Annotated in this window: 20 protein-coding genes and 8 pseudogenes; 19 read left to right on the forward strand and 9 right to left on the reverse strand. The window is 52.0% G+C overall.

All coding sequences use genetic code 11. The annotated features are described in order from the left end of the window. The first annotated feature begins 67 nt into the window (after window positions 1-67). A complete protein-coding gene (locus LIW51_RS29080; protein ID WP_227379510.1) occupies window positions 68-352 on the forward strand; it encodes a hypothetical protein in 285 nt (94 codons plus the stop codon). A gap of 11 nt (window positions 353-363) precedes the next feature. On the opposite strand, the pseudogene LIW51_RS29085 reads toward LIW51_RS29080, so the two are convergent. Further along, window positions 364-682 (reverse strand): annotated as a pseudogene (locus LIW51_RS29085) (cupin domain-containing protein); the annotation flags it as partial. Window positions 683-697: 15 nt separating this feature from the next. Here LIW51_RS29085 and LIW51_RS29090 point away from each other — a divergent pair. After that, a pseudogene (locus LIW51_RS29090) lies at window positions 698-1,144 on the forward strand (RNA-guided endonuclease InsQ/TnpB family protein); the annotation flags it as partial. Window positions 1,145-1,232: 88 nt separating this feature from the next. On the opposite strand, the pseudogene LIW51_RS29095 reads toward LIW51_RS29090, so the two are convergent. Together LIW51_RS29095 and LIW51_RS29100 are read right to left on the reverse strand one after the other, a co-directional pair. Next, window positions 1,233-1,321, reverse strand: a pseudogene (locus tag LIW51_RS29095) (IS5/IS1182 family transposase); the annotation flags it as partial. Between the two features lie 80 nt (window positions 1,322-1,401). Then, window positions 1,402-2,187, reverse strand: a complete 786-nt coding sequence (locus LIW51_RS29100) for a YihY/virulence factor BrkB family protein (RefSeq protein ID WP_227379038.1) — start codon at window positions 2,185-2,187, stop codon at window positions 1,402-1,404. Between the two features lie 229 nt (window positions 2,188-2,416). Here LIW51_RS29100 and LIW51_RS29105 point away from each other — a divergent pair, with 229 nt between their 5' ends. Beyond that, the gene (locus tag LIW51_RS29105) at window positions 2,417-3,082 is read left to right on the forward strand and encodes an O-methyltransferase (RefSeq protein ID WP_227379039.1); all 666 of its coding nucleotides are present in this window, start codon (window positions 2,417-2,419) and stop codon (window positions 3,080-3,082) included. A gap of 18 nt (window positions 3,083-3,100) precedes the next feature. On the opposite strand, the gene LIW51_RS29110 is transcribed toward LIW51_RS29105, so the two are convergent. After that, the gene (locus LIW51_RS29110) at window positions 3,101-3,922 is read right to left on the reverse strand and encodes an IS5 family transposase (protein ID WP_227379040.1); all 822 of its coding nucleotides are present in this window, start codon (window positions 3,920-3,922) and stop codon (window positions 3,101-3,103) included. 683 nt (window positions 3,923-4,605) lie between these two features. Here LIW51_RS29110 and LIW51_RS29115 point away from each other — a divergent pair. Beyond that, window positions 4,606-4,791, forward strand: coding sequence for a hypothetical protein (locus tag LIW51_RS29115; RefSeq protein WP_227379041.1), 186 nt, complete (start codon window positions 4,606-4,608; stop codon window positions 4,789-4,791). A gap of 526 nt (window positions 4,792-5,317) precedes the next feature. On the opposite strand, the gene LIW51_RS29120 is transcribed toward LIW51_RS29115, so the two are convergent. Next, entirely contained in the window at window positions 5,318-6,028 is a 711-nt protein-coding gene (locus LIW51_RS29120; RefSeq protein WP_227379042.1) for a prolipoprotein diacylglyceryl transferase, read from the reverse strand. A gap of 391 nt (window positions 6,029-6,419) precedes the next feature. Here LIW51_RS29120 and LIW51_RS29125 point away from each other — a divergent pair. Further along, window positions 6,420-7,559, forward strand: a pseudogene (locus LIW51_RS29125) (calcium:cation antiporter family protein); the annotation flags it as partial. On the opposite strand, the gene LIW51_RS39545 reads toward LIW51_RS29125, so the two are convergent. Then, on the reverse strand, window positions 7,457-8,074 hold the full coding sequence (locus LIW51_RS39545) for a universal stress protein (RefSeq protein ID WP_368411882.1): 618 nt from the start codon (window positions 8,072-8,074) through the stop codon (window positions 7,457-7,459). The pseudogene LIW51_RS29125 and the gene LIW51_RS39545 overlap by 103 nt on opposite strands. Here LIW51_RS39545 and LIW51_RS29135 point away from each other — a divergent pair. The 5 genes and pseudogenes from LIW51_RS29135 to LIW51_RS29155 all read left to right on the forward strand — a co-directional run. After that, window positions 8,056-9,000 carry a formate/nitrite transporter family protein gene (locus LIW51_RS29135; protein ID WP_227379043.1) on the forward strand — a complete coding sequence of 315 codons (945 nt, stop codon included), beginning with the start codon at window positions 8,056-8,058 and terminating at the stop codon, window positions 8,998-9,000. The genes LIW51_RS39545 and LIW51_RS29135 overlap by 19 nt on opposite strands. 289 nt (window positions 9,001-9,289) lie before the next feature. Next, window positions 9,290-10,484 (forward strand): annotated as a pseudogene (locus LIW51_RS40130) (CBS domain-containing protein). A 431-nt stretch (window positions 10,485-10,915) separates the two neighbouring features. After that, window positions 10,916-11,509 (forward strand): hypothetical protein, encoded by a 594-nt coding sequence (locus LIW51_RS29145; RefSeq protein WP_227379044.1) that lies wholly within the window; start codon window positions 10,916-10,918, stop codon window positions 11,507-11,509. A 722-nt stretch (window positions 11,510-12,231) separates the two neighbouring features. Next, window positions 12,232-12,522, forward strand: coding sequence for a PadR family transcriptional regulator (locus LIW51_RS29150; RefSeq protein ID WP_227379045.1), 291 nt, complete (start codon window positions 12,232-12,234; stop codon window positions 12,520-12,522). Between the two features lie 837 nt (window positions 12,523-13,359). Continuing rightward, window positions 13,360-13,566: pseudogene (locus LIW51_RS29155) on the forward strand (zinc ribbon domain-containing protein); the annotation flags it as partial. Between the two features lie 12 nt (window positions 13,567-13,578). Here LIW51_RS29155 and LIW51_RS29160 read toward each other — a convergent pair. Beyond that, on the reverse strand, window positions 13,579-14,037 hold the full coding sequence (locus LIW51_RS29160; RefSeq protein WP_438267462.1) for a GNAT family N-acetyltransferase: 459 nt from the start codon (window positions 14,035-14,037) through the stop codon (window positions 13,579-13,581). Between LIW51_RS29160 and LIW51_RS29165 the strand changes: the two are divergent. From LIW51_RS29165 to LIW51_RS29185, 5 genes and pseudogenes are all read left to right on the forward strand, one after another. Beyond that, window positions 13,980-14,153, forward strand: a pseudogene (locus tag LIW51_RS29165) (FAD-dependent thymidylate synthase); the annotation flags it as partial. The gene LIW51_RS29160 and the pseudogene LIW51_RS29165 overlap by 58 nt on opposite strands. Window positions 14,154-14,302: 149 nt before the next feature. Then, the gene (locus LIW51_RS29170) at window positions 14,303-14,935 is read left to right on the forward strand and encodes an FkbM family methyltransferase (protein ID WP_227379046.1); all 633 of its coding nucleotides are present in this window, start codon (window positions 14,303-14,305) and stop codon (window positions 14,933-14,935) included. 156 nt (window positions 14,936-15,091) lie between these two features. After that, window positions 15,092-15,712, forward strand: a complete 621-nt coding sequence (locus tag LIW51_RS29175; protein WP_227379047.1) for an NUDIX hydrolase N-terminal domain-containing protein — start codon at window positions 15,092-15,094, stop codon at window positions 15,710-15,712. Then, entirely contained in the window at window positions 15,709-16,314 is a 606-nt protein-coding gene (locus LIW51_RS29180; RefSeq protein WP_227379048.1) for a class I SAM-dependent DNA methyltransferase, read from the forward strand. Before LIW51_RS29175 ends, LIW51_RS29180 begins: the two co-directional genes overlap by 4 nt. Before the next feature lie 72 nt (window positions 16,315-16,386). Continuing rightward, window positions 16,387-16,932, forward strand: a pseudogene (locus LIW51_RS29185) (GNAT family N-acetyltransferase). Window positions 16,933-16,952: 20 nt separating this feature from the next. Here the strand turns inward: LIW51_RS29185 and LIW51_RS29190 are convergent. Next, window positions 16,953-17,405 carry a GNAT family N-acetyltransferase gene (locus LIW51_RS29190; RefSeq protein WP_227379049.1) on the reverse strand — a complete coding sequence of 151 codons (453 nt, stop codon included), beginning with the start codon at window positions 17,403-17,405 and terminating at the stop codon, window positions 16,953-16,955. 201 nt (window positions 17,406-17,606) lie between these two features. Between LIW51_RS29190 and LIW51_RS29195 the strand changes: the two genes are divergently transcribed. Next, on the forward strand, window positions 17,607-18,866 hold the full coding sequence (locus LIW51_RS29195; RefSeq protein WP_227379050.1) for an RNA-guided endonuclease InsQ/TnpB family protein: 1,260 nt from the start codon (window positions 17,607-17,609) through the stop codon (window positions 18,864-18,866). Between the two features lie 297 nt (window positions 18,867-19,163). Further along, window positions 19,164-19,853 carry an SOS response-associated peptidase gene (locus LIW51_RS29200; RefSeq protein WP_227379051.1) on the forward strand — a complete coding sequence of 230 codons (690 nt, stop codon included), beginning with the start codon at window positions 19,164-19,166 and terminating at the stop codon, window positions 19,851-19,853. A 649-nt stretch (window positions 19,854-20,502) separates the two neighbouring features. Here the strand turns inward: LIW51_RS29200 and tbsP are convergent. Next, complete coding sequence (gene tbsP / locus LIW51_RS29205) at window positions 20,503-21,309, reverse strand: transcriptional regulator TbsP (protein WP_227379052.1); 807 nt, start codon at window positions 21,307-21,309, stop codon at window positions 20,503-20,505. Between the two features lie 592 nt (window positions 21,310-21,901). Between tbsP and LIW51_RS29210 the strand changes: the two genes are divergently transcribed. Together LIW51_RS29210 and glmS are read left to right on the forward strand one after the other, a co-directional pair. Beyond that, window positions 21,902-23,077: a sugar phosphate nucleotidyltransferase gene (locus tag LIW51_RS29210; protein ID WP_227379053.1), complete on the forward strand. Its 1,176-nt coding sequence runs from the start codon at window positions 21,902-21,904 to the stop codon at window positions 23,075-23,077. A 3-nt stretch (window positions 23,078-23,080) separates the two neighbouring features. Further along, entirely contained in the window at window positions 23,081-24,883 is a 1,803-nt protein-coding gene (glmS, locus tag LIW51_RS29215; protein WP_227379054.1) for a glutamine--fructose-6-phosphate transaminase (isomerizing), read from the forward strand. Window positions 24,884-25,082 lie beyond the last annotated feature (199 nt).

The raw sequence follows: 25,082 nt of genomic DNA on the forward strand, positions 1-25,082 counted from the left end.
TGGGGAATAAGGAGTGAACACGCGCAACGAGTCTCTATCGCGCTTGGCAGTCACGACGCGGTTGCTCGTGAGCACGTTGACAGCGATTTTTCATTTAAAAAATGAATATTATAAAATAATTCTGCCCTCTAATCAATTTCGGCAATTGCTCCCGGGATATCTCATGGAAAGTGTTATTCCTCTGGCAACCATTTTCACACTTAGAACGGAAGTTCAAAATATGCCTCTTGCCCCGTATGACCCATCAAATGAACCGGAGAACGATGAGCGTGTACCAAGCATTGACGAAATTGTCGATCGGATTCTAAATGGGAGAAAAATCCTTTCACTCAGCTGGACGGTGCGTGAGTGATTGCCCTCCAATCCCGTGTTGCGCGTCTCGCTTGGTTCAAACAGTAGAATCTCCGTTTCGCTCTCAGCGGCTAAGTGGTGTTCCAACGCCCCGCCGGACGATGACGAACTCCCACTCTCGCAGCACCACGTCCGACTCGTCATGGAACTCGATTCGGAGCTCACCTGAGGTCACCAAGAACAGTTCGTCGGCGTCGTCGAAGTGATGCCAGACGAATTCGCTCTCGACCTTGGCGAGTTTGACGGCCTGTCCGTTAAGTTCACCTGCGAGGCACGGTGCCCACTGTTCATCAAACGATGCAAACATCTCGGTCAAATTCACTTTTTCCATCGGCTCTCGGCGTAGTACGCCCGAGAGTACGACCTCGTCGCGGTCGAAGACCTTGACGTGAGGGGGATGCTCGAATCGCCGAAGAACAGTCGCAACATAGCGTCGGCGGCATGGCACACCTTCCGACGGATGCTCAAATACACGTGTGAACGCGAAGGCACGCACTTCGTGGCGGTTGAACCCGAAGGGACGACCAAAGAATGTGTCAAGTGTGGCGTCGAGACGGCCAAACCGCTGTGGGTGCGCGAACATTCCTGTCCCGCGTGCGGCTTCGAAGCGGATCGGGATGCGAGCGTGGCGTGGAACATCCTTTCTCGTGGTCTCTCTGAACTAGGAGTGGTTCACTCCGAAGAAACGCCTGTGGAGACTACGCTCCCTACGGGGATCACGGTGGTTCCTGCACAGCGCGTCGTGGAAGCAGGAAGCCCCGCCCTTGCCGAGCGAGCACCAGCGAGCGAGTAGGGCGGGGTAGTTCACTATAGTTACTTTGAGCGCTTCTACCGATTCAAGCCGTTGAGAGAGTATGCCGACGCGTAGCCACGACCAAAGAAGTGCTGTCAAGCACTGCATGCCCAAATTGTGGATGTTGCTGGGCTGAAACCCGTAGCAGCGCCCGTCCCATACATATTGAACTAGTCGAACGGTTTGCAGATCATGCTGTGAACTGAAAAAACGTCCCGGTCAGTGTATCGTTTCTGTTGTATCCCAATATATATTTATCATGCTCGACCGGCCAACACGGCATTTACGACTGCTCCAAGCAGGAGAATAAACATACTCGAATACAACCAAATAAGCATCGAGAGGACGACGCCAAGTACTCCATACGCTTCCAAGGTGAGTGCGTAGGCAGCATACACCTGAAAGAGAATATGAAAAATCAACCACCCGATGGCAGCCGCGACGGTTCCAGGCAGTACTTCGCGGACCGATACCTCGATACTCGGAAAGATATAGTAGAGTGGAAAGAAGACAATTATGAGGACAACAACGAACAGGACAGCATTGAGAATACGGACGAGTGGTTCCCAGGGGAAAATCGCAATAAGTGTTCCGAGAATGATCGCCGTAAGTAGCGCAAGGCTGATCGCAAGAGCGGCAATAAGGCCATTTCTGAACTGCCCCTGGATTGACTCATGTGTCGACGTGTTGTAAATTGTTGCAAAGGCAATGTCAAGCCCACGGAATATCCGAAGCAGACTCCAAAGCAATGCACCGATGCCAAGTAGAATTACCCCCGCGTGAGTAGATGCACCCATGATTGTTTCGGCGAGTAGTGCCCTTGCACGCGGTGTGAAATATGGTTGGGTAAACTCAACAAGGTACGCTACACTGGCCTCGCCGCCGACTGCAGAGATTACAATGAGCAAAAACAACAAAAGAGGGATCAATAATAGAAATGCGTGATATGCAAGGCTTCCGGCCAGAAACGGAAGGTAGCTACCGTTCGCGTGGCGGACGATCTGACGAAGGGTCGCAGCTACGGAGTTGATCGTCCTCCTCATAAATCAAAAAGGAGAGCCGGTACTATGAATTCCACGTAAGAATATTGTCTCGCTCAAGCTCTTAGTTACCATCTGGGAGCAAACTCGGTAAAGCTACTGCGAAAATAATAAGTGACGGCTCTGTTGAAACCCTATTGATTCGATACTTTTCCTGCTGAAAAAGTAGTTAGGTAGGACTGCCAATTTACTAAGGGGAAAGCGATTTGTCACCTCCCAGCAATTGACGAGTATGGCAGAACTTCACTCCGATGCTGTGGGTCAACTTATTGAGTGGGCGGGGACGGAATCTGACGAGGTGCTCAATGATATGGAGATGCGAGCTGAAGAAGAGGAATTTCCGACAGTCGGGGCTGAGGTTGGTCGCACTTTTGCTCTCTGCACCCGTCTGTTGGGCGCTCGGTCTGTACTCGAACTTGGTTCCGGGTATGGTTATTCCGCCTACTGGATTGCTCGAACACTTCCCGATGACGGAACAATAGTCCTCACTGAACGCGATAGCGAACTACTCGGCGACGCCAGAACCTATTTTGAGCGCGGTAACCTCTCCGAACGTGCAGTCTTCAAACATGGAGACGCCCTCGAAATTGCCGAGAATTGTACTGACTCCTTCGACCTCGTCGTTCTTGATCACGATACCGCAGATTATATTCCTGGCTTCGATATTGCACGCGGGTTAGTTGACCCCGGTGGAGCGATCCTCATCGACAACGTGGCTATTTACGAGGAAATCCTCACTCCAGAAGAACTCCTTGCCACATTGAACGGTGAAACGCCACCGAATGAGCGCACTCGAACCGTGGCGGAGTTTTTCAAACATCTAAAAAATGACACCGCATTTGAGACATACATTCTCCCTGTCGGTGAGGGACTGGCAATCTCCTACCGTACTCAGTAAATTCTCTATATCTAACGTTCAGAGTGCCTTGTCGATGTTGTGAGTGAGACAGCCAACAACGAGTTCACGGAACTGCTTCCACCAGTGTCGTGAGCGGACGAATGCGCCATATTTCCGTTTCAGGCGAGAGTTCACCGTCTCGTTCTGACTCCGTTGCCCATAGAGGTCGGCGTCCAGCCGAGTGTTCCACGCTTTGTGGAGCGACGAAAACTCTCGGTGCTTGATGAGCGGACGAACATCTTCTTCACGGGCTAACGCGCGAATCTTCTGGTCGTCATACCCCTTATCTCCGAGCAGAGCCGCCACTTCGTCGGCATTGCGCTTGATGAGCGAGGGCGCAATCTGAGAGTCGTGTTTTCTGGTAGTCGTAATGTGTAGGTCGAGGATCGCGTTCGCCCTCGTGTCCACGAGAAGTGTAACTTTCAACTGCTGAATCGTCAACTTCGTTCGCTTCGTGTAGTGCTTCGAGGCGTAACTACGGTCAAAGCCGGAGGCATCGATTCCGACGACACCGTTGGTCGGGAGAAGCGTGATTGAGAGATTGAGAAGAACCCGCCAAACAGCCATGTCAAGACGGTTGAACGCCTTACACAACGTCGAAGGAGAAGGGAGTTCCTCAAGGTCGAGGGCGTCTCGAACCCGAGGCATCTCGATAAGTTCGTCAAGCAGCATTCGGTACGTCGTATTCTTCCGAACTTTGAGGCAAAGCAAGACAATGTGCTGATGCAGTGTGTACTGTCGTTTCGAGAATTTCGAAGAGTAGCGAGTGACAGCTCGCCGAGCCAAGTGCATCGCTTGTTCAACGAACCGGAGTAACCGCGACTTCGGGAGGGCCTGCATTCAGTCAAACAACGGGGCGAATCTGTAACTCTCTGAGGATTTCAACAGAGTCTAAGTGACCAATGTTTTGCTGGAAGTAGGCGATGATAATTCGCAATAAGATCTAAAGCGATCTGCATCGGTGCGATCTTCAGCGTCGTCGGGGCAGCCACTGCCGATAGTCTCTTTTGAAAGGGATTGCTCCTGTCGAGTTCCATCATCCCATCCTTTCCAAGTAATAAAGATCGTATGACCCTCGGTAGCTCTCGTTGTGAACTTTCTGGTTTCATATAAAGTAATTAATGTTTTAATACGCCGTCGGGACGCTATCTGAGTTGGAGTTGAATGAGTGATTGCCAAAGAACTCTTGTAAGCGGTTTCCATACCATAGCTGGACGCATTTTCCAACCAATAGATACGTACCCTACGTATGCACCGTTACAGGTCTTTGGCGACTGGCTTCCGGAGATCTCACAACTGGTGAGCACCTACCTCATCCCTGCAATGCTGTTCCTCGTTACTCTTATTGTGGTCAAGTACTCCGATAGGTTTTAACCCAATTAAGGCGAAGAGCACTCACTCTCATGACCAGCGAGCAACATCCACTGCGAGATGTTTTTCAAACTAGGCACTGCCATCAGTTCTCCGCAGATGAAAAAGATGAAATTGACGATTGAGTTGCAGGATGGACATGATTAGGATTGATGGATGTTGGCGTTGGAACGCATGAACAGACCAACACGATTGCGCTGAGCGTCATTGCGTGTATTAAAGATCTTGATGACGAAACACTCGACGCATTCGAAGGAAAACAACTCCACCCACTTGCGCTTATCTTTGGAACTGAAGAAGAACTTCCGAATAAAGAAGAAGAATACGATGAGACCTAGAAGACTGCAAAACGGTCATCGCTGAGAGGAACCGACCGATATACTGCCGATTCTGCTTCATTAGTACTACGTGAGGGTGTCATAGAATAGCTCACGTACCAGCGGTTCACGACGAACACGTGGAGTGGTACAGACAGAATGGGAATAGAAACACTGCAGCCGACCTACCTCTCAGATATCTCGCCGTGTGGCTCGTACTCCATCTCGGTCGCCACATGCTTTGCCACGTCCCTTCCGAACTCCCGCTCAACGACTTACAGCGGAGAGCGCATTGAGAATTGGCAGCACTGTCGCTTCTGTGACGTTCGTGGTGCCGCCAATAGTGAGGAGTACACTTTACGGCTCAGCTACAATGGACTAAACCCTTTCCAACTGTTGTTCTTCAAGCGTCATGCAAGACTGTCCAGCAAGCCCACCTAAGGATCACTCTCCGACTGACAGTCTTTCTTGCGTATTCGTATCGTTCAAAGTGACCTGTCTGTACGAGAATCGAAAATTCGAGGCTGTCGCAACGATGGAGCAGCTCTTACTCTTTTTCTTCGCTCTGATCGTCTTCGTTGGACATCTCCTCGTCGGCTTCCTCTGATTGCTCCTGAGTGCTCTCCGCCGTCTCAGCGGCCTCCTCTATCTGGTCGGCGGCCTTTTGGCTACCTTCCTGAACCTGATCGGCGGCCATCTCGCCGCCCTCTTCGACTTGGTCTGCGGCTTCTTTGGTACCTGTTTCGACCTGGTCGGCGGCCGTTTCACCTTTCTCCTGAATCCTCTCGGCAACTTGCCCGGTGACGGCCTCCGTTCGCTGGGCAACCTCGCCAGAGCGTCTGGCGGTCTCGTCGGCGAGCGAGCGGGCCCGGTCGGTCGTCTTGCTAACGACTTCGCCCGTTGACTCCGATCGTGATTTCAGCAAGTAGCCGAGTCCGACGACGACTCCAACGAGCAGCAGTTTCGAGAGTACGCCCCGCCCCTGGCTCTTCTGGTTCACTCGGGCACTCGTGGTCGCCTCGTCCGTCTCCGTGTCGAGAACCTTTTCAACCGTTCTCTCGGCGACTTCGGACGTCGTTCCACCGCTTCCAAAGAGGTATTTGATCGCTTGACCGATATCAACAAGCAGGAACGCGCGGACGATTTTGCCATTTTGCGCCCCTTCAGACTCGTTTTCCTCCATCGGTACTTTTAGTATTCGTACGAATGATTCGGGGTCGGCGTCAGTAATCGATTTCGCTTGTGTTTCTTTCCTCACTTTTGACAAAATCCCACTCATGTGTCCACCCATCATTGTTTGTAAAGGGGGATCGTGGAAAAGCGTTTGGGGCAGTCGGTCACAATCGAACCAACGGATGTGTCGGCCCCATCCAAAACCGTCCCTATGCGCCATCACTATGTCTGTCGAAATGCGAAAGCGGCTACTCGGAATTGTACTTAATGGTTCCAGTTTAGAGGTCGTATGTATCGGTGTACTTCTTATTCTCTTCGAGCAGCACCCGTACGTTCAGCGTGCCTGAGTGGAACCGATATTGGATGCCAAGTAGTATTTCGAGCGTGTATACCCGACCTCACCGACGGGGCTTCCGCCCTCTGCATAGCAAGGAATACTGCAAGAGGTAGGTGTATCCCTTCTGTTTCCTGGGCCAATGCTTGATCGTCTCCGCCATCCACTCGTTGCCGTCGCTGCGGCGCTGCTCCTGACGCTTCCCTTCGTCGTGCTGTTTGTTACGCACGGCTATCATCTCGACCCGACCCCAACCCCGGAGGATCCAAGCACGGACATCACCCCCGCTATGGCGGTTCTCGTCGGCGGGCTCGCCATCCTCGGGGAGGCGTTCCTGCTCGCGTGGGGCGCGGAGACCGCCGAAAAGGACGTCCCAACCGCGTTCGCCATTGCCGTACTCGCTGTACTCGCCGTTGCGCCCGAGTACGCCGTCGACGCACTCTAAGCGTGGAACGCCGGGGCGTTCAAAGCGACCGCACGCGGAACGGAGGCGGCCAATCTCGCCATTGCGAACATGACCGGGGCGAACCGAATCCTGATTGGCATCGGCTGGTCCGGCATTGCACTCTTTACGATCTACCGGGCAAAACGCTCTGGCGACTCGGCGGTCACCTAGCGCGCTGGATTCCTCACGGACGCCGTCAAAATTGATCGTGATATCTCCACTGAGATTGTGTTTCTACTCGCGGCGACGGCGTACGCGTTTTTCGTCCCGTTTGGCGGCGGTATTGGTCTCGTCGATACGATCGTTCTCGTCGGCCTCTACGTCCTTTATATCGGCATTATCACCCGTGGTGACGTCGAGGAAGGCGAGACGCACGTCGGCGTCCCCGCGTACTTCCAAGGATATTCGAAGGGGCCGCGCATTGCAGTTGTGCTTTTCTTGTTTGCGTTCTCCGGGCTGATCATCTTCGAGGCAGTTCACCCGTCCGCGTTGGGCCTTGAATAGCTTGGAACCGCCCTCGGCATTCCACCATTTTTCATGATCCAGTGGCTCGCCCCGCTCGCAAGCGAGAGCCCTGAACTTATCGTCGTCGCCTATCTCGTAAATAAGGCGCGCTCGACTGCCGGCTTCAACGCCTTGATCTCCTCGAAACTCAACCAGTGGACGCTGCTCATCGGCACGCTCGCCGTCGTGTACTCCATCGCCGCCGGCCACATCGGCACACTCTCATTCGATCAGAAGCAGGCCGCAGAGATCTGGATCACTGCCGCCCAGAGCCTCTTTGCGCTTGCCATCCTGACGAACTTCGAGATTAGCACCCGTGAAGCAGTGACGGTGCCGAGTAGGCGTTCTCTCACTCCACTCCGACCGTGGCGGCTCATCACAACGAGGTCAATGTTATTCTCGTCCACGTGGTCGGTGATGGCCTCGTGCGGCTGGCCCTCTACGAGATGGGTATCGACCACGATATCTCCCCCGGTGGTGAGTTCCGCGATTTCATCGAGTATTTCACGTTCTTGCTCTCTCGGGTCTCGGTCTCCCGTCTTGCCGGGGAGACGCGATTGACCCTCAAGGACGTGGATTTCCCAGACGCTCCAGACGCCGGACGTAGCGCTATCTACGCCAGGGGGCGGCCGACCAGCAGAACGCCGCTCATCACCGTATCTGTGGCCAATACGGTTATTGATAATGCATACTACATAGACAATATGGTCCTCCTCTGGCACAAACATCCGACGAGCTGGCCGTTTTCCACGGCCCATATGTCTAACAACACCGAACCGTTGTCGTGTCACACTGCACGCTGCTCGCCCGTCGATATCACCGAAGGCTGATGAGCGACGATGATTCATCGAATAGGGCGAGAGATGAATCGGTCAATCAAGCTGCCTCGGGTGCGCCTGCTGCCGGATGGGCAGTTGGCGACCGATTCTCGGCGAATGAAATCTTCCAACGCATCCTTGCGAGCGCTGACGAGGAGATCGCTACTGGGACAGTGGAACTCCTGTTCAGCGGTCTCGCCGCCGGATTCGCAATCACGCTCACGTTTGTGGGACACGCGGCGATAACTGAATACTTCCCACAAAATGAGGCGTTTGCTGCCGTGCTTTATCCGATTGGGTTTATCTACATCATTCTAGGGCGATACCAACTCTACACTGAGAATACCCTTCCGCCAGTGGCACTGGTATTGGCACGTCTTGCTAGCCTGCCCTTGTTGTTTCGCGTTTGGAGTCTCGTGTTGCTCGGCAATCTCATTGGAGCCTGCCTCGGTGCGTTCGTCCTCGCCCACAGCCACGTCCTCACTACAGAAGCGGCGCGCGCCGGTGTTAGGTTCGCCAGTCACGGGATCGAACTTGGATGGTGGACCGTGTTCTGGAAGGCAATCTTTGCGGGCTGGATCGTCGGCGGCGTCGTGTGGCTCGACCACGCCTCGCGTGATACCATTGCTCGCTTTTTCCTCATCTATCTCGCCTTCTATACAATTTCTGCAGTCGAGCTCTACCACGTCGTTACGGCGGCATGTGATGCATTTTACTACGTGTTCGTCGCTGGAGCCGGGTTGTTCTCTGTATTTTATGAGTTCTGGCTCCCTGTCCTTTTTGGTAATACCATCGGCGGTGTCTTTCTAGTGACGCTCGTGAACTACGCCCAGATTGAAGACCGCCGTATTCCTGAAATCCGCGAACTCTCGGTTCATGAGGTGTTCTTCAGCCTGCGTGGGGGCAATACGGATGACGTCCAGTATGACGAGGAAATCGAAACAGGGACTAAGTGACGAAGCACAATGACTTGAAATTCCTTAGCACCTTCAATAATTTAGTGGTTATAATCAATTCTGTGATAGTGTGTTCACCTATCTCTGAGAGACAGTCTAATCATGATATTGGCCGGAAGATGACACGTGTGTTCTCCGTCTGGGTTGGTTTCAGCGCAGCACTGGCATCAGGTGGTTGTATTTGTCTTGTTCACACTAGACATGTGTTAACGTAAATACCGGAGTACCAACACTGGGAAGAATGTCTTTGGGCCGCGTTTTTATGCGTTATCGGCTGTAATCTCATTCCATGTTTAAGAGTTTCAGAATCGGATCTCTCTTTGATATCCCGATCAAGCTGGATAATCACATTCATCCTTATCCTGCCAGCGTTTGCGTGGATTATTGGATCTCAAATCGGGGATCTTACCACACTTCTCAACACCACGCTGAGCGCAGCAATTACTCCACAATTTATCACCAGTGAGCGGTGGCCGTGGATACTCGGACCGATCGCTGCAATCGGTCTCTTCGCGAGTGTCATGCTCCACGAACTTGGTCACTCGCTCGTTGGAATCCGCTATGGCTTTCCGATTGACTCGATTACGCTCTGGCTATTCGGCGGTATCGCACAACTGACCGACCAATCCCAGGACTGGCGCCAGGAATTCAATATTGCGATCGCTGGTCCAGCAGTCAGCGTCGTGCTCGGTCTTGTCTCCTATGTCGTGATGATCATTCTGCCGATCCAGTTTGACGCTGCCCGATTCATCTTCGGCTACCTTGCAGTGATGAACACCGCGCTCGCGGCGTTCAATATGTTACCAGGGTTTCCAATGGACGGCGGCCGAGTGCTCCGAGCACTCCTCACTCGGAATCGCCTATTTACCAAGGCGACACAGATCGCTGCTGAGGTGGGTAAGGGTTTCGCTGTAGTACTGGGGGTCGTCGGGCTGATTCTCTTCAACATCTTCTATATCGGGCTCGCGTTCTTCATCTATATTGGTGCCGCCGGCGAGGCCCAGTAGACGATTAGAAAAACAGCGCTTGAGGGTATTACGATTCGCGACATCATGACACCGGTCTCAAATATCGTCACTGCTTTCCCGGACATGACCATTAGGGAGTTACTTGAGCAAATGTTCAAACAGCGGCACACCGGATATCCAGTAATCGATTCGGGCAGACTCGTCGGCATAGTCACGCTTACTGACGTCAATGAGATTACCCCGACTGAGCGTGACGCCTATACTGTGGCAGACGCAACGAGTACTTACCTCCTGACGATCTCACCAGACGGCGACGCTATGGACGCATTCACCGAAATTCACCGCAAGAATATCGGTCGATTACTCGTCACCGACGAGCGGGGCGAACTCATCGGGCTCATTTCCCGAACCGACTTAGTGACAGCTTTTGATATTATTCGACAGAGTGGGGGAACAGAATCATCCTTGTCGGCCAGAGACGGCTTCCAACGGCGTCGAGCGTTGGAATGGGTATGACGAACAGTGAGAATTCGGATAGTAGTCAGTTACCACTATATCGTCATCTGGGTCTAAAGTGGTCTCTTCTGTGTCGACCACGCGGTCGCCGACCGACAGGCGTGCCATGTCCGATTTACTCACCGGTTTGAAGCGACTGAGAGCCGATAAAGCGGAGGGCCGCATAGGTTAGTATGAACTACTAGCCTACGGGCGTCCGGTTGCTAGCGCTCCTCGACACACTCAATCAAAATCGAGGAGACGAAATATGCTTCCCCGAGAGCGGCGGGCGAACGTACTTCCAACTCTCGGCGGCTGCGGGGAAACGTGGGCTCCTGCAGGATTGTTACTTCCACCTAGGCTCGTGTGCACCAACCGAAGCCAGTAACCGCCGAGCGATCTTAGTCGAAATATCGAAAGGAGCACTCACGTTCAACCGGTGTTGGTTCGAGTTGTGGGGCGAGAACACGATCTACGCTAAGAAACCGGACGGGAAATTAAATATTTACAACAGCTTCTTCCGCAATACGCAGAACGGCTTGCGTCTCGGTGGGAATACCGAGGTGCGCAACTGTGTCTCGATCAAAAACGCCCAACACCCGACATCGACGTGGTCTGGTGGTTCGCTCCAGAAAGGTGTGAATGTGGAAGGTACCGATTCGGCGAATCCATCGGCGGGCATCAACAGCTACGACGGGACGCTCACGATCGCCGATAGCGACTTTAATCATCGCTATTCAGATCCGACCTGTCGTGCGCCGATTAGTGGACGGATACCGTGTGAGCGTATCAATGTTCAGAATACCCGGATCAGTTACGAGTCGACCAAATTAAATGAACATGCGATTCATATGCTTGAAGGGAGAATGGATGACGGGACGCCTGCAAATCTCACATACTTGCAGCTCAAAAATGTACAGGTTCGCAATGACCATGAGTCAGTATACGGCATCTATATCGGTCAAACGCCGGACAACTGGGGTACAGTCTCGGGCACGATCAGTGGAACTGATCTCCAGACCAACTCCTCGTTTGTCAGCGATTGAATGACCACCAACGGCAATCCTAGGACACCGATTACAAGGCCGCCATTGCCGAGTCCCCCACCGCTCGGGGAAGTGCCGATGCAACTAGCACAACTCGTCCGCATCGATAACACAGGCAATAGTTCAACGTCGACCTACGATATCAGGGCTGGTGCCTATATCGGACCAGCAGGTGATAACGGAGCAATGGTGACCATGACATGGGCAACATCGGTTTCAGCGAGACGCTCCCCGAATTCGATGCGAGCGTCAGGAACCGTGCCAGCAGGGCAAGTGCACGCCTTCTACGTGACCGGTGGCATTACCTCAGCAACAGGGAGTGGTCCAGCGGTCTGGACTGTTGACGGCAAACCGTATACTCCGACAAGTGCTACGTCAATGGATAATGACGTTGTCGTTAGCGAAAGCTCACAGTCTCCATAGGATTTGTTGGTAGCGTTCTACAAATCCTACTAGACAAACGAACAACTCTCGGTTCGAATTTTTCGAAAGGGTACCTCATGACGAGCAGATACGCATCGTTTTGGTCGTCGGTACCGGGGTGGTCCCACTTCCGCATCACATTTTAGCCAGTAGTAACATCGATTTTGATAACATTTATATCCATGATTTAATATAAGATATATTCATATCAAATCATGTGCATATAACTGGTCAACCCTGTGAACTCTCACATACCGTAAAGATTTTCTAAATGCGTGACAATGACCAGTAGGAGAACAATGCACGATCTGACTGGCTTTCAACGTGACCTGCTATACGTCGTGAAGGGGTTGGACGAACCACACGGACTTGCCATCAAAGATGACCTCGAAGGCTACTATGACAAGGAAGTCCATCACGGCCAACTCTATCCAAATCTGGATGCACTCGTCGACAAAGGGCTGATCGAGAAGAGTGAAAAAGACCGCCGGACGAATATCTACACGCTGACTCAGCGTGGCCAGCGAGAAATCGAAGCTCGGCGAGACTGGGAACAAGAGTATCTCGAGCAGGAAGCGCCGACAGCCTAACAATCGCACCCCGTAGCCTGCTTTTTCGCAAACCGCTATGCCGACAACTCGACCGCTGAAAAGACAACTTCGGATGGGAGCAGCGAATATTCATCTAGTGAGAGCGGTGATTCAGGCGGTAGCTCTGGAGACTCGAACGGTGGGGGGCACGAATAGCGAGTGAAAGACTACTGCTGATCAATTCATCTAGACGACGCTGAAGAATAAGCGCTGAGAAGCTTCACCGAGGGCGGCGTCCCGGCTATTTCCACTTCCGCTTATCGAATGAACAGCTATCGGGCCCACAAACGAAAGAAGAACTGTGAATGCATCAGCTGAATCGACTAGACATGAGAGATAAAGCATAGACACCTATATTGAACCTCTTCCCAGTGCAGGATTGAAACAGAGAGAAGAGAAAAGTTGAGAAAATCGCGTTAAGTTCAGCTTTGGATCAGTATCTCGATAGTTCTATTCAGTAGTATCGAGGGAGGTAGAGCGAAAGAGTGTCTCTGTAATGCCTTCATGTGAGGTTGAGTCAATCTCGTCGGTTTGAATCCGCCACAGGGTCGCGTATAGTCCATCCTCAGTCAGTAATTCCTAATGGGTTCCCTGCTCAACGAGCGTTCCCTGGTCAAGGACAAGGGGGTGATGCGATTGGGGAGCCATGATCGAAGTGAATTCGACGATCTCGTCACACATCTCACCAACAGTGCAGAAACCACCTCAATGCAGCTCGGGTAAAAGAAGCGCTGTAACGGCAATATACGCTAGAATCGCTTAACTAGACAGTGCCGAACCAGCAATGAGGTCGGCTCTAATTAATATAAAATAGTACAGATTTCGATGTTTCGTTATAAGCCGCTATGGGTGCGCGAACACTCGTGTCCGTCGTGTGGGTTCGAAGCGGATCGAGATGCAAATGCGGCATGGAGCATCCTTGCTCGTGGTCTCGACCAGATAGGGATGGGCTGTCCCGAGTCAACGCCTGCGGAGACTGCGCTCCCTACGGACACCATTGTGTCTGCAAAGCGCGTCGTTGAAACAGGAAGCCCTGCCCTTTAGGGCGGGGAGCAGTCACCCATCCCACTCGTCTTCGAGCACCGCATATAGACGCAGATCCATATACTCTCCTTGATGGTACGCAGCCTCCTTCAAATGGCCTTCTTGTCGATAACCGAGTTTCTCCCAAATGCGACACGAATCGACGTTCTCATCGACAGCCACTGCCTCCACCCGATGAATTCGGCGTTCTTCAAATGCGTACGTTGTGAGCAACCGACTCGCCTCGGTTCCATATCCCTCTCCCCAGAACTCAGGGGCGAGTACGATACTGATTTCTGTCGACCCATCGACGGGGGTAGCTTGATCCAATCCGATAGTTCCTGCCGGTTCTGTTTGGTCTTCTCCAACGCAAACAAGAAGACTGATTGATTCGTCGTCTGTTACTTGCTCCTCGATAAACTCACGTTCTGTAACTGAATGTGCGGATGTTGATGCACGTTGCCGATATGCGAGCGGCGGCCGATAGTCAATGGGAGATTCGAAAGCTGACCGAGCAGGTTCTTGAGAGGGCTGCCGAATGGTGTCCACTCACCTTTGCGTACTATGAGGAGCACATGAAAGGGCGGAAGAATCGGTTGGCACCCTAGACCTCTTTTCTTGTCCACTCCTCTGAAATCTGTGATTGCTACTCAGAACGAGTATCGATAGTCTAAAGCCCAGATATTGGAGATAGCAGAAAATGGTGTGTCAACAGGGCTCAAGAAGTGTTAAATGACGTAGTTGAGTCAGTGTAGTCATGTTGGATGCGACAGAAGAACCGATTGCCCAAACTCGTGTCCTGAATGGTGTGGCTGTCCCTGGGACTGATTTTGCGGAAGAGCGTGACCTCCATCCAGATCATGAGAAAACAGTCGTGGCAGCACTCCGTCGGCGCGTTCGCCGGGGAGACAAGGTTGTTGTCGTCGGTGGGGGCTGGGGTACGAGTACGGTCGTAGCGGCGCGGATGACACACTTTGAGGGCGACGTGACGACATACGAGCCGAGCTCACAATTGCTCAAAATACTCCGGCGCACGGTCAAAGCCAATCGCGTTGACGAACTCGTCAGGGTTGAGCATGCTGCGATTGGGTCGGTCTCCGACTCCAGCAAACGGATTTTCGGGCAAGACGATGGTGATCTGTATCCACCGGAGGAAATCCCCGAATGTGACGTCCTCGATGTGGACTGTGAAGGAGCCGAGTTAGAGATACTCCGTGGACTTGAATTCAGACCACGACTCCTCACTGTCGAAGCGCACCCTCATCTGGGCTGTCCACACGATGAAATTGAAGCCCAACTCGCTCAACTGGAGTATACTATCGTGGATAAGGCACCCATCAGATCCGAGAGTGACATCGTCCAGTACGTTGCACAACAAGAACCGCCATAACAACAAAAACAATACCGGAAGCGATCCAACACTTTCACTTATACTCGTCCTCAGGTTGAAGATGGCTCCTCGTCAAACCATAATCATTCATGAGACTCACCGAAAGAGATGTAGATTCACTATGAATTTGAGCTTGAACACCATCGAGGTGTCTTCATGACTGAGCCCTCCGAGGAAGACTTGCTCGAACTCCTTGATGAGCTTCGGATCATGGCGCAAGTGGGACTCGAGTACGCAGACGATCCCTACGATAAACAGCGCTATGAACGGATTCTTGATCTAGTGAGTAGCTGGTACGGTCGATCAGTCGAGTTACCACCTGCCGAGGTGCGAGATCGGTTTGCTGCTGAGGTGGGCCGTGTCACGCCGAAACTAAGCGCCGATGCAGCTATCTTTAATGATGCCGGGGAAATTCTGCTGCAACTCCGTGCTGATGATACGACGTGGTGCTTACCAGGTGGCTATACTGAGCCAAATGAATCGCCTGAAGAGACTGCTGTGCGGGAGACGCGCGAAGAGAGTGGCCTGATCGTTGAACCACGTGACCTTGCTGGAATCTATACCCGCAAACCGGGAGAGTATGGCCCTCATTGCTTGGTCATCCACGTGTATCTCTGTCGGGTGATTGACGGTGAACTCCAAGTCTCTCACGAAGGGAAAGATCTGCGCTATTGGACTCTTGATGCGGTGCCCGAGTGGCATAAGAATCATGAGCAGATTGCACGTGACGCTGTAGAACTCTGGCAACACCAAGAGATGGAACAAACGAATTCATGACTGACCCAGAGACGATCGGAACGTATCAGAGCGTCGTTGAGCAGTATGAACAGCGCAATGCCGATCGATCAGCTATCGAAGGACTTGTTGAGCGCTTTCTCTGTGCGGTCGAACAAAGAACAAATGGGACTCCAGCTCGTCTATTGGATATCGGCTGTGGCCCAGGATGGGAGATAGCAACCTTTCGAGAACATGGCCATGATGTCCTTGGAATCGACTTGACTCACGAATTTCTACCCATGGCACGCCAGCGAGCACCGCAAGCGTCATTCACACAAATGGATATGCGTACCCTTGGGGTGGCCGCTGGCGTGTTCGATGGAGTCTGGGCGTGTGCGTCGCTTCTGCACGTACCACGGAAGGAGGCTGGTCCAACACTTGCAGAGTTCCATCGAGCATTGCACTCGGAAGGAATCCTGCACCTGTCTGTAAAGTACGGTAAGGGGACGGCTGATGGAGAGGTCTATGAAGATGATACTCGTCACTTTGTCCTCTATCACCCGGACGAACTCGAAACGATCGTTGAAGAAGCTGGATTTACAATCACGTCACTCGAGACGGATGCAACCGATACCTGGATCCAGGTGGCTGCACGAGCGTGAATCAACGAGAGAAGTCCGTGAACAGATTCTCGGATACAAAAAACATATTGTGGGCCTATTTTCACTACCAGTATGCCAGGGGCACGCATTACGGGTGGCGAACGAGTCACGCTCCGAACCGTTGAACAAGAGGATATTTCGTTCCTTCAACGGGCAAGCGCGAACCCAGAGATTCGCTATCCACTTGGTACCCCACTCAGAAACCAAGGGGAGATCGAAGAATCCTACGAAAACGGGGATAGCGACCGATTTCTTGTCTGTCGTGATGAAGACTCCGCGGGCCCAGCCCAGGTCACTGCGGATGACGTGACCCAGCTTGGGGTAGTAAATGTAATGGACGTCGACTGGAAATGGCCAGAACTTGGCTACTGGCTCGTGCCAGAGTTCCATGGCGACGGGTACGGGAAGGAAGCCGTCTCGCTTGTTCTCGACTAGGTGTTCCGGGAGTACGACACTCCCGCTGTGGGTGCGCAAGCGTTCAAGTTCAACGACGCTTCCCGGGGCCTGCTGGAGTCGCTCGGGTTCGCCGAGGCGGGCCGCCGCAAGTACATGTTCGTCGATGGCGAGCATCGTGACATGGTGCAATACGGGCTTCTCCGTGGAGAGTGGCGCGAATAAAGATGAATATTGGATGCCGTCTACAAGTCCCGGACGAGCACGACGTCGTCGACTTCTTCTCCGGCGAGTTCAACCATCCGTTCTTCATGGACGTCGAAGCCGTGTTTGTCATAGAACGATCTCCCCACATCATTATCAGCCAGCACGGCAAGCCAGACAGATTCGTGGCCAGTCGCCCGTAAGCTGTCGAACAACCGATTCAAGAGGCCAGTCCCCACTCCCTCCCCCCAATACTCTGGAAGGACGTAAATTCTCCCGACGACCGCATCAGCAGGATCATCGTCACTCGATCCGCCTTGTGCGAATCCAACAGCCTGCTCATCATCGACGGCAAGGAACATCGAGCCGTCGTCCCGACCAAGGGATTCCACAAGTGATTCACGGTCGTACCACATGTCGAGGATGACATATAATCGAGCGCATGCCCCCGCCTTCAGGCGGGGGTCAAGCGACCACAGAACTCCACAATCCATTGACGACACTCAGTCTGGGGTCTGTTCCAGCACACGCTTCTCACCTTCGAGGAGTAATCCCTTCCACGTCAGACCACGATGCTTCTTCAGTTACTTCAACCGCTCGTACTGTTCATCGTCGTCAAACTCGATTCGGATAGCGACCATGCTATATCACATGAACGGCACATTTATGTGCCGTTCTGGTACAACCCGTAGTTGATGAGGCGAACCAACACATTCGTCGTTCGACCCCGCTCCGAACAGGATACGGAGTTGCTACACGAACTGTTGGACGCCTCTGCCAGTCTCTGGAACGAACTCACATTCGAACGCCGCCAACAGTACTTCGACGGCAACAGCATCTGGGACACCGCCGACTACCGCAAACAGTATGTCGGCGTTCTCGGCAGTGCCACCGCTCAACAACTCATCCGAAAGAGCAAGAGCGTGTGGAAGTCGTTCTTCTCACTCAAAGAGAAGGGCGAACGCTGTTCTCCGCCCGGCTACTGGGGCAACGAGGAAGACGGTCGCACGTTACGAACCTACATCCGCAACGACCAGTACACACTCGAACTGGGCGACCGCTCACGCCTCGAAATCCCCGTCGGGAAAGAACTCAAAGCGAAGTACGGTCTCGGACACACCGAGCGTCTCCGTCTCGAAGTAGCGGGCGTTCTGAAGTGGGACGGGAAACAGAGTCGGTTAGAACTGTACTACGACGAGTCCTCGAACCAATTCAGGGCTTTTCAACCAGTCACCGTCAACGATTCTCGACTGGATACACCACTGGCTTCTCACGAAGCCGCTCTGGATATTGGGGCGAACAACCTCGTCGCTTGTACGACCACAACCGGCCAACAGTACCTGTACGAAGGGCACAACCTGTTCGACCAGTTCCGCGAAACAACGCGAGAAATCGCTCGCCTACAGTCGAAACTCCGCGAGGGGAGGTTCTCCTCGAACCGGATTCGGCATCTGTATCGGCAACGAACGCGGCGACGCGACCACGCACAGAACACGCTGGTACGCGACCTCCTCGAACGGCTATACAGAGACGGTGTTTCGACGGTGTACGTTGGGGACTTAACCGACGTACTGGAAACGCACTGGTTGGTTCGAGCGAACGAGAAGACGCACAACTTCTGGGCGTTCCGCGCGTTCATCGACCGGCTGGCGTGTACCGCCGAGGAGTTCGGTATCACGGTCGAAGTTCGGTCGGAAGCGTGGACGAGTCAGACGTGTCCGAACTGCGGTTCGACTACGGACACAATTCGGCAACAACACACGCTCACGTGTTCGTGTGGCTTCGAGGGACACGCCGACCTCGTCGCGTCAGAATCGTTCCTGAGACGGCAGACAGACGTACCAAGGCCGATGGCACGGCCCGTGCGATTCGAGTGGGACAGCCACGACTGGCTGGAGTCACCACGCTCTCATCGTCCCAAAGAAGTGCTCACAGACCGGAGTATCCACGGATAGGAGAAAGTCGCTCACGTCGGGGGTGGCGCTACTGCCAGACCCCGAACGTGAGGATTCCGCGCTTTTAGGCGCGTGGAGGATGTCAATTCGACCGCCTCTTCCCCGATGATGTGATCATGCGCTTGATGCCACGATGTTCGAGCAATCCGTTGGATCGACTCGATATCCTCAGCTGTAGCCTCACGAACCTCCATGCGAATGAATACCGGGATCAACTTCATGAATATTATGTTGGCATGAACGTTCTTCTGACCCCTCAGTCCATACGTTGATGGGTTTGTAACGCGTATCTGAACTATGTGTGGGCGAACTGCGCTCTTTATCCAGCAGCAAGAACTCGAAGACCGCTTCGACGCACGGGTCGTCACTGATGGCGGGTACACACCGCGATACAACATCGCTCCCGGAGAACCCTTAGAAGTCATCACAAATGAAGCAGTTGATGAGATCGACCAGTACCACTGGGGACTCATCCCTTTTTGGGCAGACGAGCCCGAAGAAGGAATCATCAACGCTCGCTCGGAAACGGCCAGCGAAAAACGAGTGTTCCAAGATGCGTGGGAATCCCGCCCGTGTCTCGTCCTGTCCTCAGGGTTCTACGAGTGGCAGAAACAGAACGGCGGACCAAAACAGCCGTATCGTGTATATCGCGAAGACACTCCAGCGTTCGCGATGGCCGGCCTCTGGGATGTTTGGAAAGGTGACGAGCACGCGATTCCGTGTGTGACGATCCTGACGACTGAACCCAGTGAGCTGATGAAGCCAATCCACGATCGCATGCCCGTTGTACTCGCACGTGATGACGAAGAACGGTGGCTCTCGGCTGGCCCAGACGAGCGCGAAGCGCTATGTCAACCGTATACGAAGGATGACTTGACCGCGTACGAGATCTCGACGCGAGTCAACAGTCCAAGTCACAACGATCCCACAGTCATTGAACCGCTGGAGCACGAACAATCCGGGCTCGGTGAGTTCACGTCAGAATGACCTGTGATAGATATTTTATTTGGCAGACAGGATTTTTGTTTCCCAGTCGTGCTATTCTATAAAGATATTTTTACCCGGAAGTCATATACCCATATGCCAGGCATCGTGCTTGGCTCAACAGTAAACAAAGAAGAGTTTAGGATGGGTGTTTCCGTGGAGGGCTTCACCCATTCATGTTCTCGTGTAATTACCAAGGCGATGGTAATGAGTACCTGACTCGATCGATTTTAGCTAAAACGAGCCGCTAAGCCCCCTTCTTCAACGAGCGACCGAAGTGAGCGAGTAGATAGGGTAATTCACAGGACCAACCTGTAACGCGTAATTTACCGTTGACTTTGTAGAGATACCCACAGAGTGACAATGTTTCAAGAAGATCTTCAGCAAGGAGTTACTCCATCTCATCCATTTATACAATGATAGATCTGGCTAGAAATGAATGGCTCATCCGAACCAAAGTCTGAATAAAGATGCTCGAGCGCTTCTCTTTCCAATGATGTTAATGTCGTATAGTTAAGATTTCTAGATAGTATCATCTCTAGAGGTAACTTCGAAATTCAGCAAATTAATGATTTAGTTTGGAGAAGTTCCTTTCGATTTCTGTATCTCTATACAATTGAGTTATATATTCACTGTTCCGTAGCTCGCTAAATTATGTATTTACTTGATCAATAAGATCCTCGGGATTTTGCAAATCATCTTCAGCTAAGAGCAGTCGAAGTCGAGGGCGACCGACCTGGATAGGTACCTTCTCTGTCTTGATTATATCACGATCCTCAAGTCGTGTTTTGGTTCGTGAAAATGTAGCTTTACTTGCAACCCCGGTATCCTCTCCCCACTTGCTAATATCGTAGAGCAACTCGTTGTTTTTTGCTCCAACTAACAACGCAATCGTTACTTCATCAAGCTCATCTTCCTCGCCAGGGACAGTGTCGACCGACTCAAGAACCGCCATAAAGTCATTTTCAACTTCATCCCCGAATTCTTCTCTCAGTGTTTCTTTCACACGCGAAAGCGGTGGCGTTCGCAAATTGAAGTTACTGCTCGTCTCCCACTCGTCGATGAATGTCGTCCGCACATTTTCGACAAAATCATCATCTTCTGAGCTAAGCCCAGCCAATCTATCATCTAATGGTACTACCGTTATAACTTGATCATCGCTAATGAGCAACGAATTCCGAGAGATATCAGTGGTTGTGCGAAGCGCAAGCGTTTCTTCCTCGATTAAATCCGCAATCTGACTTGCAAGGATGAAATCATCAGCAGCAGTTTTCAATACCTCAGGAGATGCAAGCACCCGAATATCGGGAAGCTCGTCGTCAACGTCCGATACTGCAAGCACGAATTCCCGGAAAATTTCTGGCGCTGGGTTAATGAGAAGGATTGATTCAGTATCCTCAAGTACTGACTGAATTGTTTTGTTGAATTCCTGGTCGAGCTCGGCAGCGTTTGAAGACATATACGTTTAGATGAGCACTGGTACCTTTGTTCTGTGTACCCTATTCATTGAAATAGAAGACTAATAACGAAGAAGGCCTGTATTAACGTGGCTAAAAACATCACTTACTTTGAGCTGGTTTTATCAAAATATTCCCACTAGTGACATTCCGATTTTAATCGCTCTTTAGACCGTTTTTACCCTCGAGAATGGAGTTAGTTGTCCTCACTGATGTTATTGATAACATTGTAGCAGATAGATCCTGATTCTAGGTTGTTTCGATTATCGATTTATTTTAACGGTATTCGCCAACCAAACGTAGTTTGCAGTCACAGCAGACAAGCGACTAAGCCTAGAGATAAATCAATTAAAAAATTCAACATAGGGTAGCATTTCCTAAGACAAAAGATTGGTGACTGATAGGAAAATCATGCGAGTTAAATTGCAATACTCTGGCAGGGGATTGGAGAAAGGTGACCGATACTGATCATTAAACGCAAACTATTTATCCAAAATTTACGACACATATCGGCCAATAATGTAGGAATATGGGGCATAGATGAGGAAAGATCGATGAGAAGAATTAACCTGCCCCCTACCAGTGATTCCTTCTATGAAAGCAGTCGTGCTTGCTGCCGGTAAAGGGTCGAGACTGAGACCTCTCACCAATCGTCGGCCAAAACCAATGCTCCCAGTTGGGAATAAGCCACTGCTTGAATCTGTCGTTGAATCAGTCGCTAGGGCTGGGGTAGATGAAATTGTTCTCATCGTCGGCTATCACCGTGAACGGATTCAGAACCACTTTGGCAATGGTGATCGCTGGAATGTTGACATCTCGTACGCTGTCCAAGAAAAACAATTAGGCACTGGACACGCGCTCTTGCAAGCTGAATCCCACATTGACTCGGATTTCATCGCGTTAAATGGTGATCGATATTTCGAGCCTACAGTTGTCGAAGATTTAATTGACGAACGCCACCAAACAGGGAAGTCATGTCTCGCGGTGACACGTGTTGAAACGCCAAATCGGTTTGGTGTTGTCGAACTCGATGGGCAGACGGTTACGAATATTGTCGAGAAGCCGTCTCCCGGATCAATGATGTCAGAACAGATTAACGCCGGTGTCTACGCATTTGGCCCAGATATCTTCTCGGCGATTCGGCAAACCGACGGCCATGATGAACAGGCACTAACTACGACGTTACAGACCCGGTCAGAGATTCACCCAGTGCGGGCGATTCGGTACGATGGCTTCTGGGGCGATGTTTCCTATCCCTGGGATCTGCTTTGGCTCAATAGCTACATACTGGATCAGCACCGATCAACTTGCGAATCAGAGAGTCACCAGTCGGCGAACATCGCAGTCAGTGCCATCGTTCATGACGATGTTGTTCTCGAAAGGGGTGCAACAATACAACCCGGTGCGGCCGTGCTTCGCGGAACAGCAATCGGCAAAAACGCTACTGTTGGCGTGAATGCCGTGATTGAAGATGCTGTGATCTTTCCAGACGCGACAATCGGTGCTGGTGCAGTGGTCCGCGATTGCATCGTCGGGGCGAATGCCACCATCGGCCCAAATACTACCATTGAGGGGGGAAGCACCAATCTGATACTCGATGATAACATCCACCATGATGTAAATTTCGGTGGGATTGTCGGTGATAATGCTTACCTTGGGGGAAATGTCGTCGTCACACCAGGCACAATCATCGGAGAAAGCGTGACAGCGGACAGTGGGACAGTTGTGAATGGTCAAATCGAAGATAATGCACTCGTACAACGAGGATAATTTATGTGTGGAATAACAGGCTACATCGGAACTGGTGATTGTTCGACGATCGTTGCACAGAGTTTAAAGAACCTCGAGTATCGTGGCTACGATTCCGCTGGCGTTGCATTACGTAATGGATCCCTAGAAGTCTATAAACAGAGTGGCACAATCGATGATCTTACCGTTCCCTCAATGCCGAGTGCCACATGTGGAATCGGGCATACACGTTGGAGTACCCACGGCGCTCCCACGGACGAAAATGCTCATCCACATACAGATTGTACGGGACAAGTGGCAGTCGTCCATAACGGTATCATCAACAACTATGAGATGTTCAAAAACGAGTTATGTGCCGATCATGAATTCACGAGCGAGACAGACACCGAGGTAATCGCTCACCTTATTGAGAATGCGCTTGCAGACACCAATGATCTCCGCGAAGCTGTCGAACAGGTCGTTTCGATGCTCAAGGGAAGTTTTGCATTTGCGGTCACAGCCGTCGGCCATGACGGGATTGTCGCCGCCCGCCAAGATAGCCCACTTGTAATCGGCCATAGTGAAGATGCCACCTTCCTCGGAAGTGACGTCACGGCGTTCGTTGAGCATACTCGAACGGTCACCTTCCTCGAAGATGGTGACATCGCGCACCTTCTGGAGGGCGATGTAACGATTGTAAACGGTGATAAGCTGGTCGACCGTGAACGCCAAACCATCGAGTGGGATGCAGACGCTGCCGAGAAAGGTGGCTATGAACACTATATGCGCAAGGAAATTCACGAACAGCCACGGGCAGTCCGCCAAGCCCTCTCTGGCCGGGTTGACGAACTCGCTGGGACAGTCGATCTTGATCTCTCATTATCACAGGAGTATTGTAACTCCTTGGACGAAATCCAAATCATTGCCTGTGGAACATCGTACTATGCAGGTCTGTACGCCGCCGAACTGTTAGAACAGTACGCAGATGTGCGTGTCTCCGTCCATATCGCAAGTGAATATGAGTTCCGCGGGGACCGTGACCCATGGCGAACACTCGTGGTTGCAGTGACTCAGAGTGGGGAAACTGCTGATACGCTACGCGCACTTCGCAAAGCTGCGGGCGCCGGCACACGAACACTCGCAGTGACGAATACAGTTGGGTCAACGATAGCCCGTGAAGTCGACGATACGGTTTATATTCGGTCTGGTCCAGAGATCGGTGTTGCCGCGACCAAGACGTTTGCCTCGCAAATAACGACGCTCACATTGGTGACTATCTATCTGGGTCGGCAGCGGAACGCGCTTTCCTCGACTGAAGCATCAAATATATTAGAAAAATTGACGGCTGTTCCAAGTGCAATTCAACAAGTACTCGATACTGAATCCACAGTGCGCCGAATAGCAGAGGAGTTTGCTGACGGTGACGCATTTTTCTTTATCGGACGGCGTCTCGGCCATCCAGTTGCGCTCGAAGGGGCATTGAAGCTCAAAGAAATCTCCTATGATCATGCTGAGGGTTTCCCAAGTGGAGAACTCAAGCACGGCCCACTTGCACTTGTGACCGATGAGACACCCGTGGTTGCGATCCTTACTGAGGGTACGAATGCCGACGAAACGCTCCATAACGTGAAAGAGGTCGAATCACGAGGTGCCCCTACTATTGGCGTCACATCAGCAACTGATCCGAATCCAGTATTCGATACAACACTTACGGTGCCAAAGGTAGGGTTGATGGAACCTGTTGTCGCAAACGTCTATCTTCAGCTGTTCGCCTATCACATTGCAAAGCGGAAGGGCCGTTCCATTGACAAACCACGGAATCTCGCCAAGAGCGTCACAGTTGAGTGAACTACCCCGCCATTGAGGGCGGGGCTTCCTGCTTCCACGACACGCTTTTTTCCGGCGATGTGTCGCATAGAGAGCGCAATCTCCACAGGCATTACGTTCGGACCGTCTCCTTCCTACCTGTTTGACGGTTCCGCTGGCGAACGTAGGAGACAGTGCATCCGTGTTCTTGGATTTGAACGCAGTGCTACTCACCGACCGT

Origin of the sequence: Haladaptatus halobius (assembly GCF_020618475.1) — an archaeon.
GTDB classification, from domain to species: Archaea; Halobacteriota; Halobacteria; order Halobacteriales; family Haladaptataceae; genus Haladaptatus; species Haladaptatus halobius.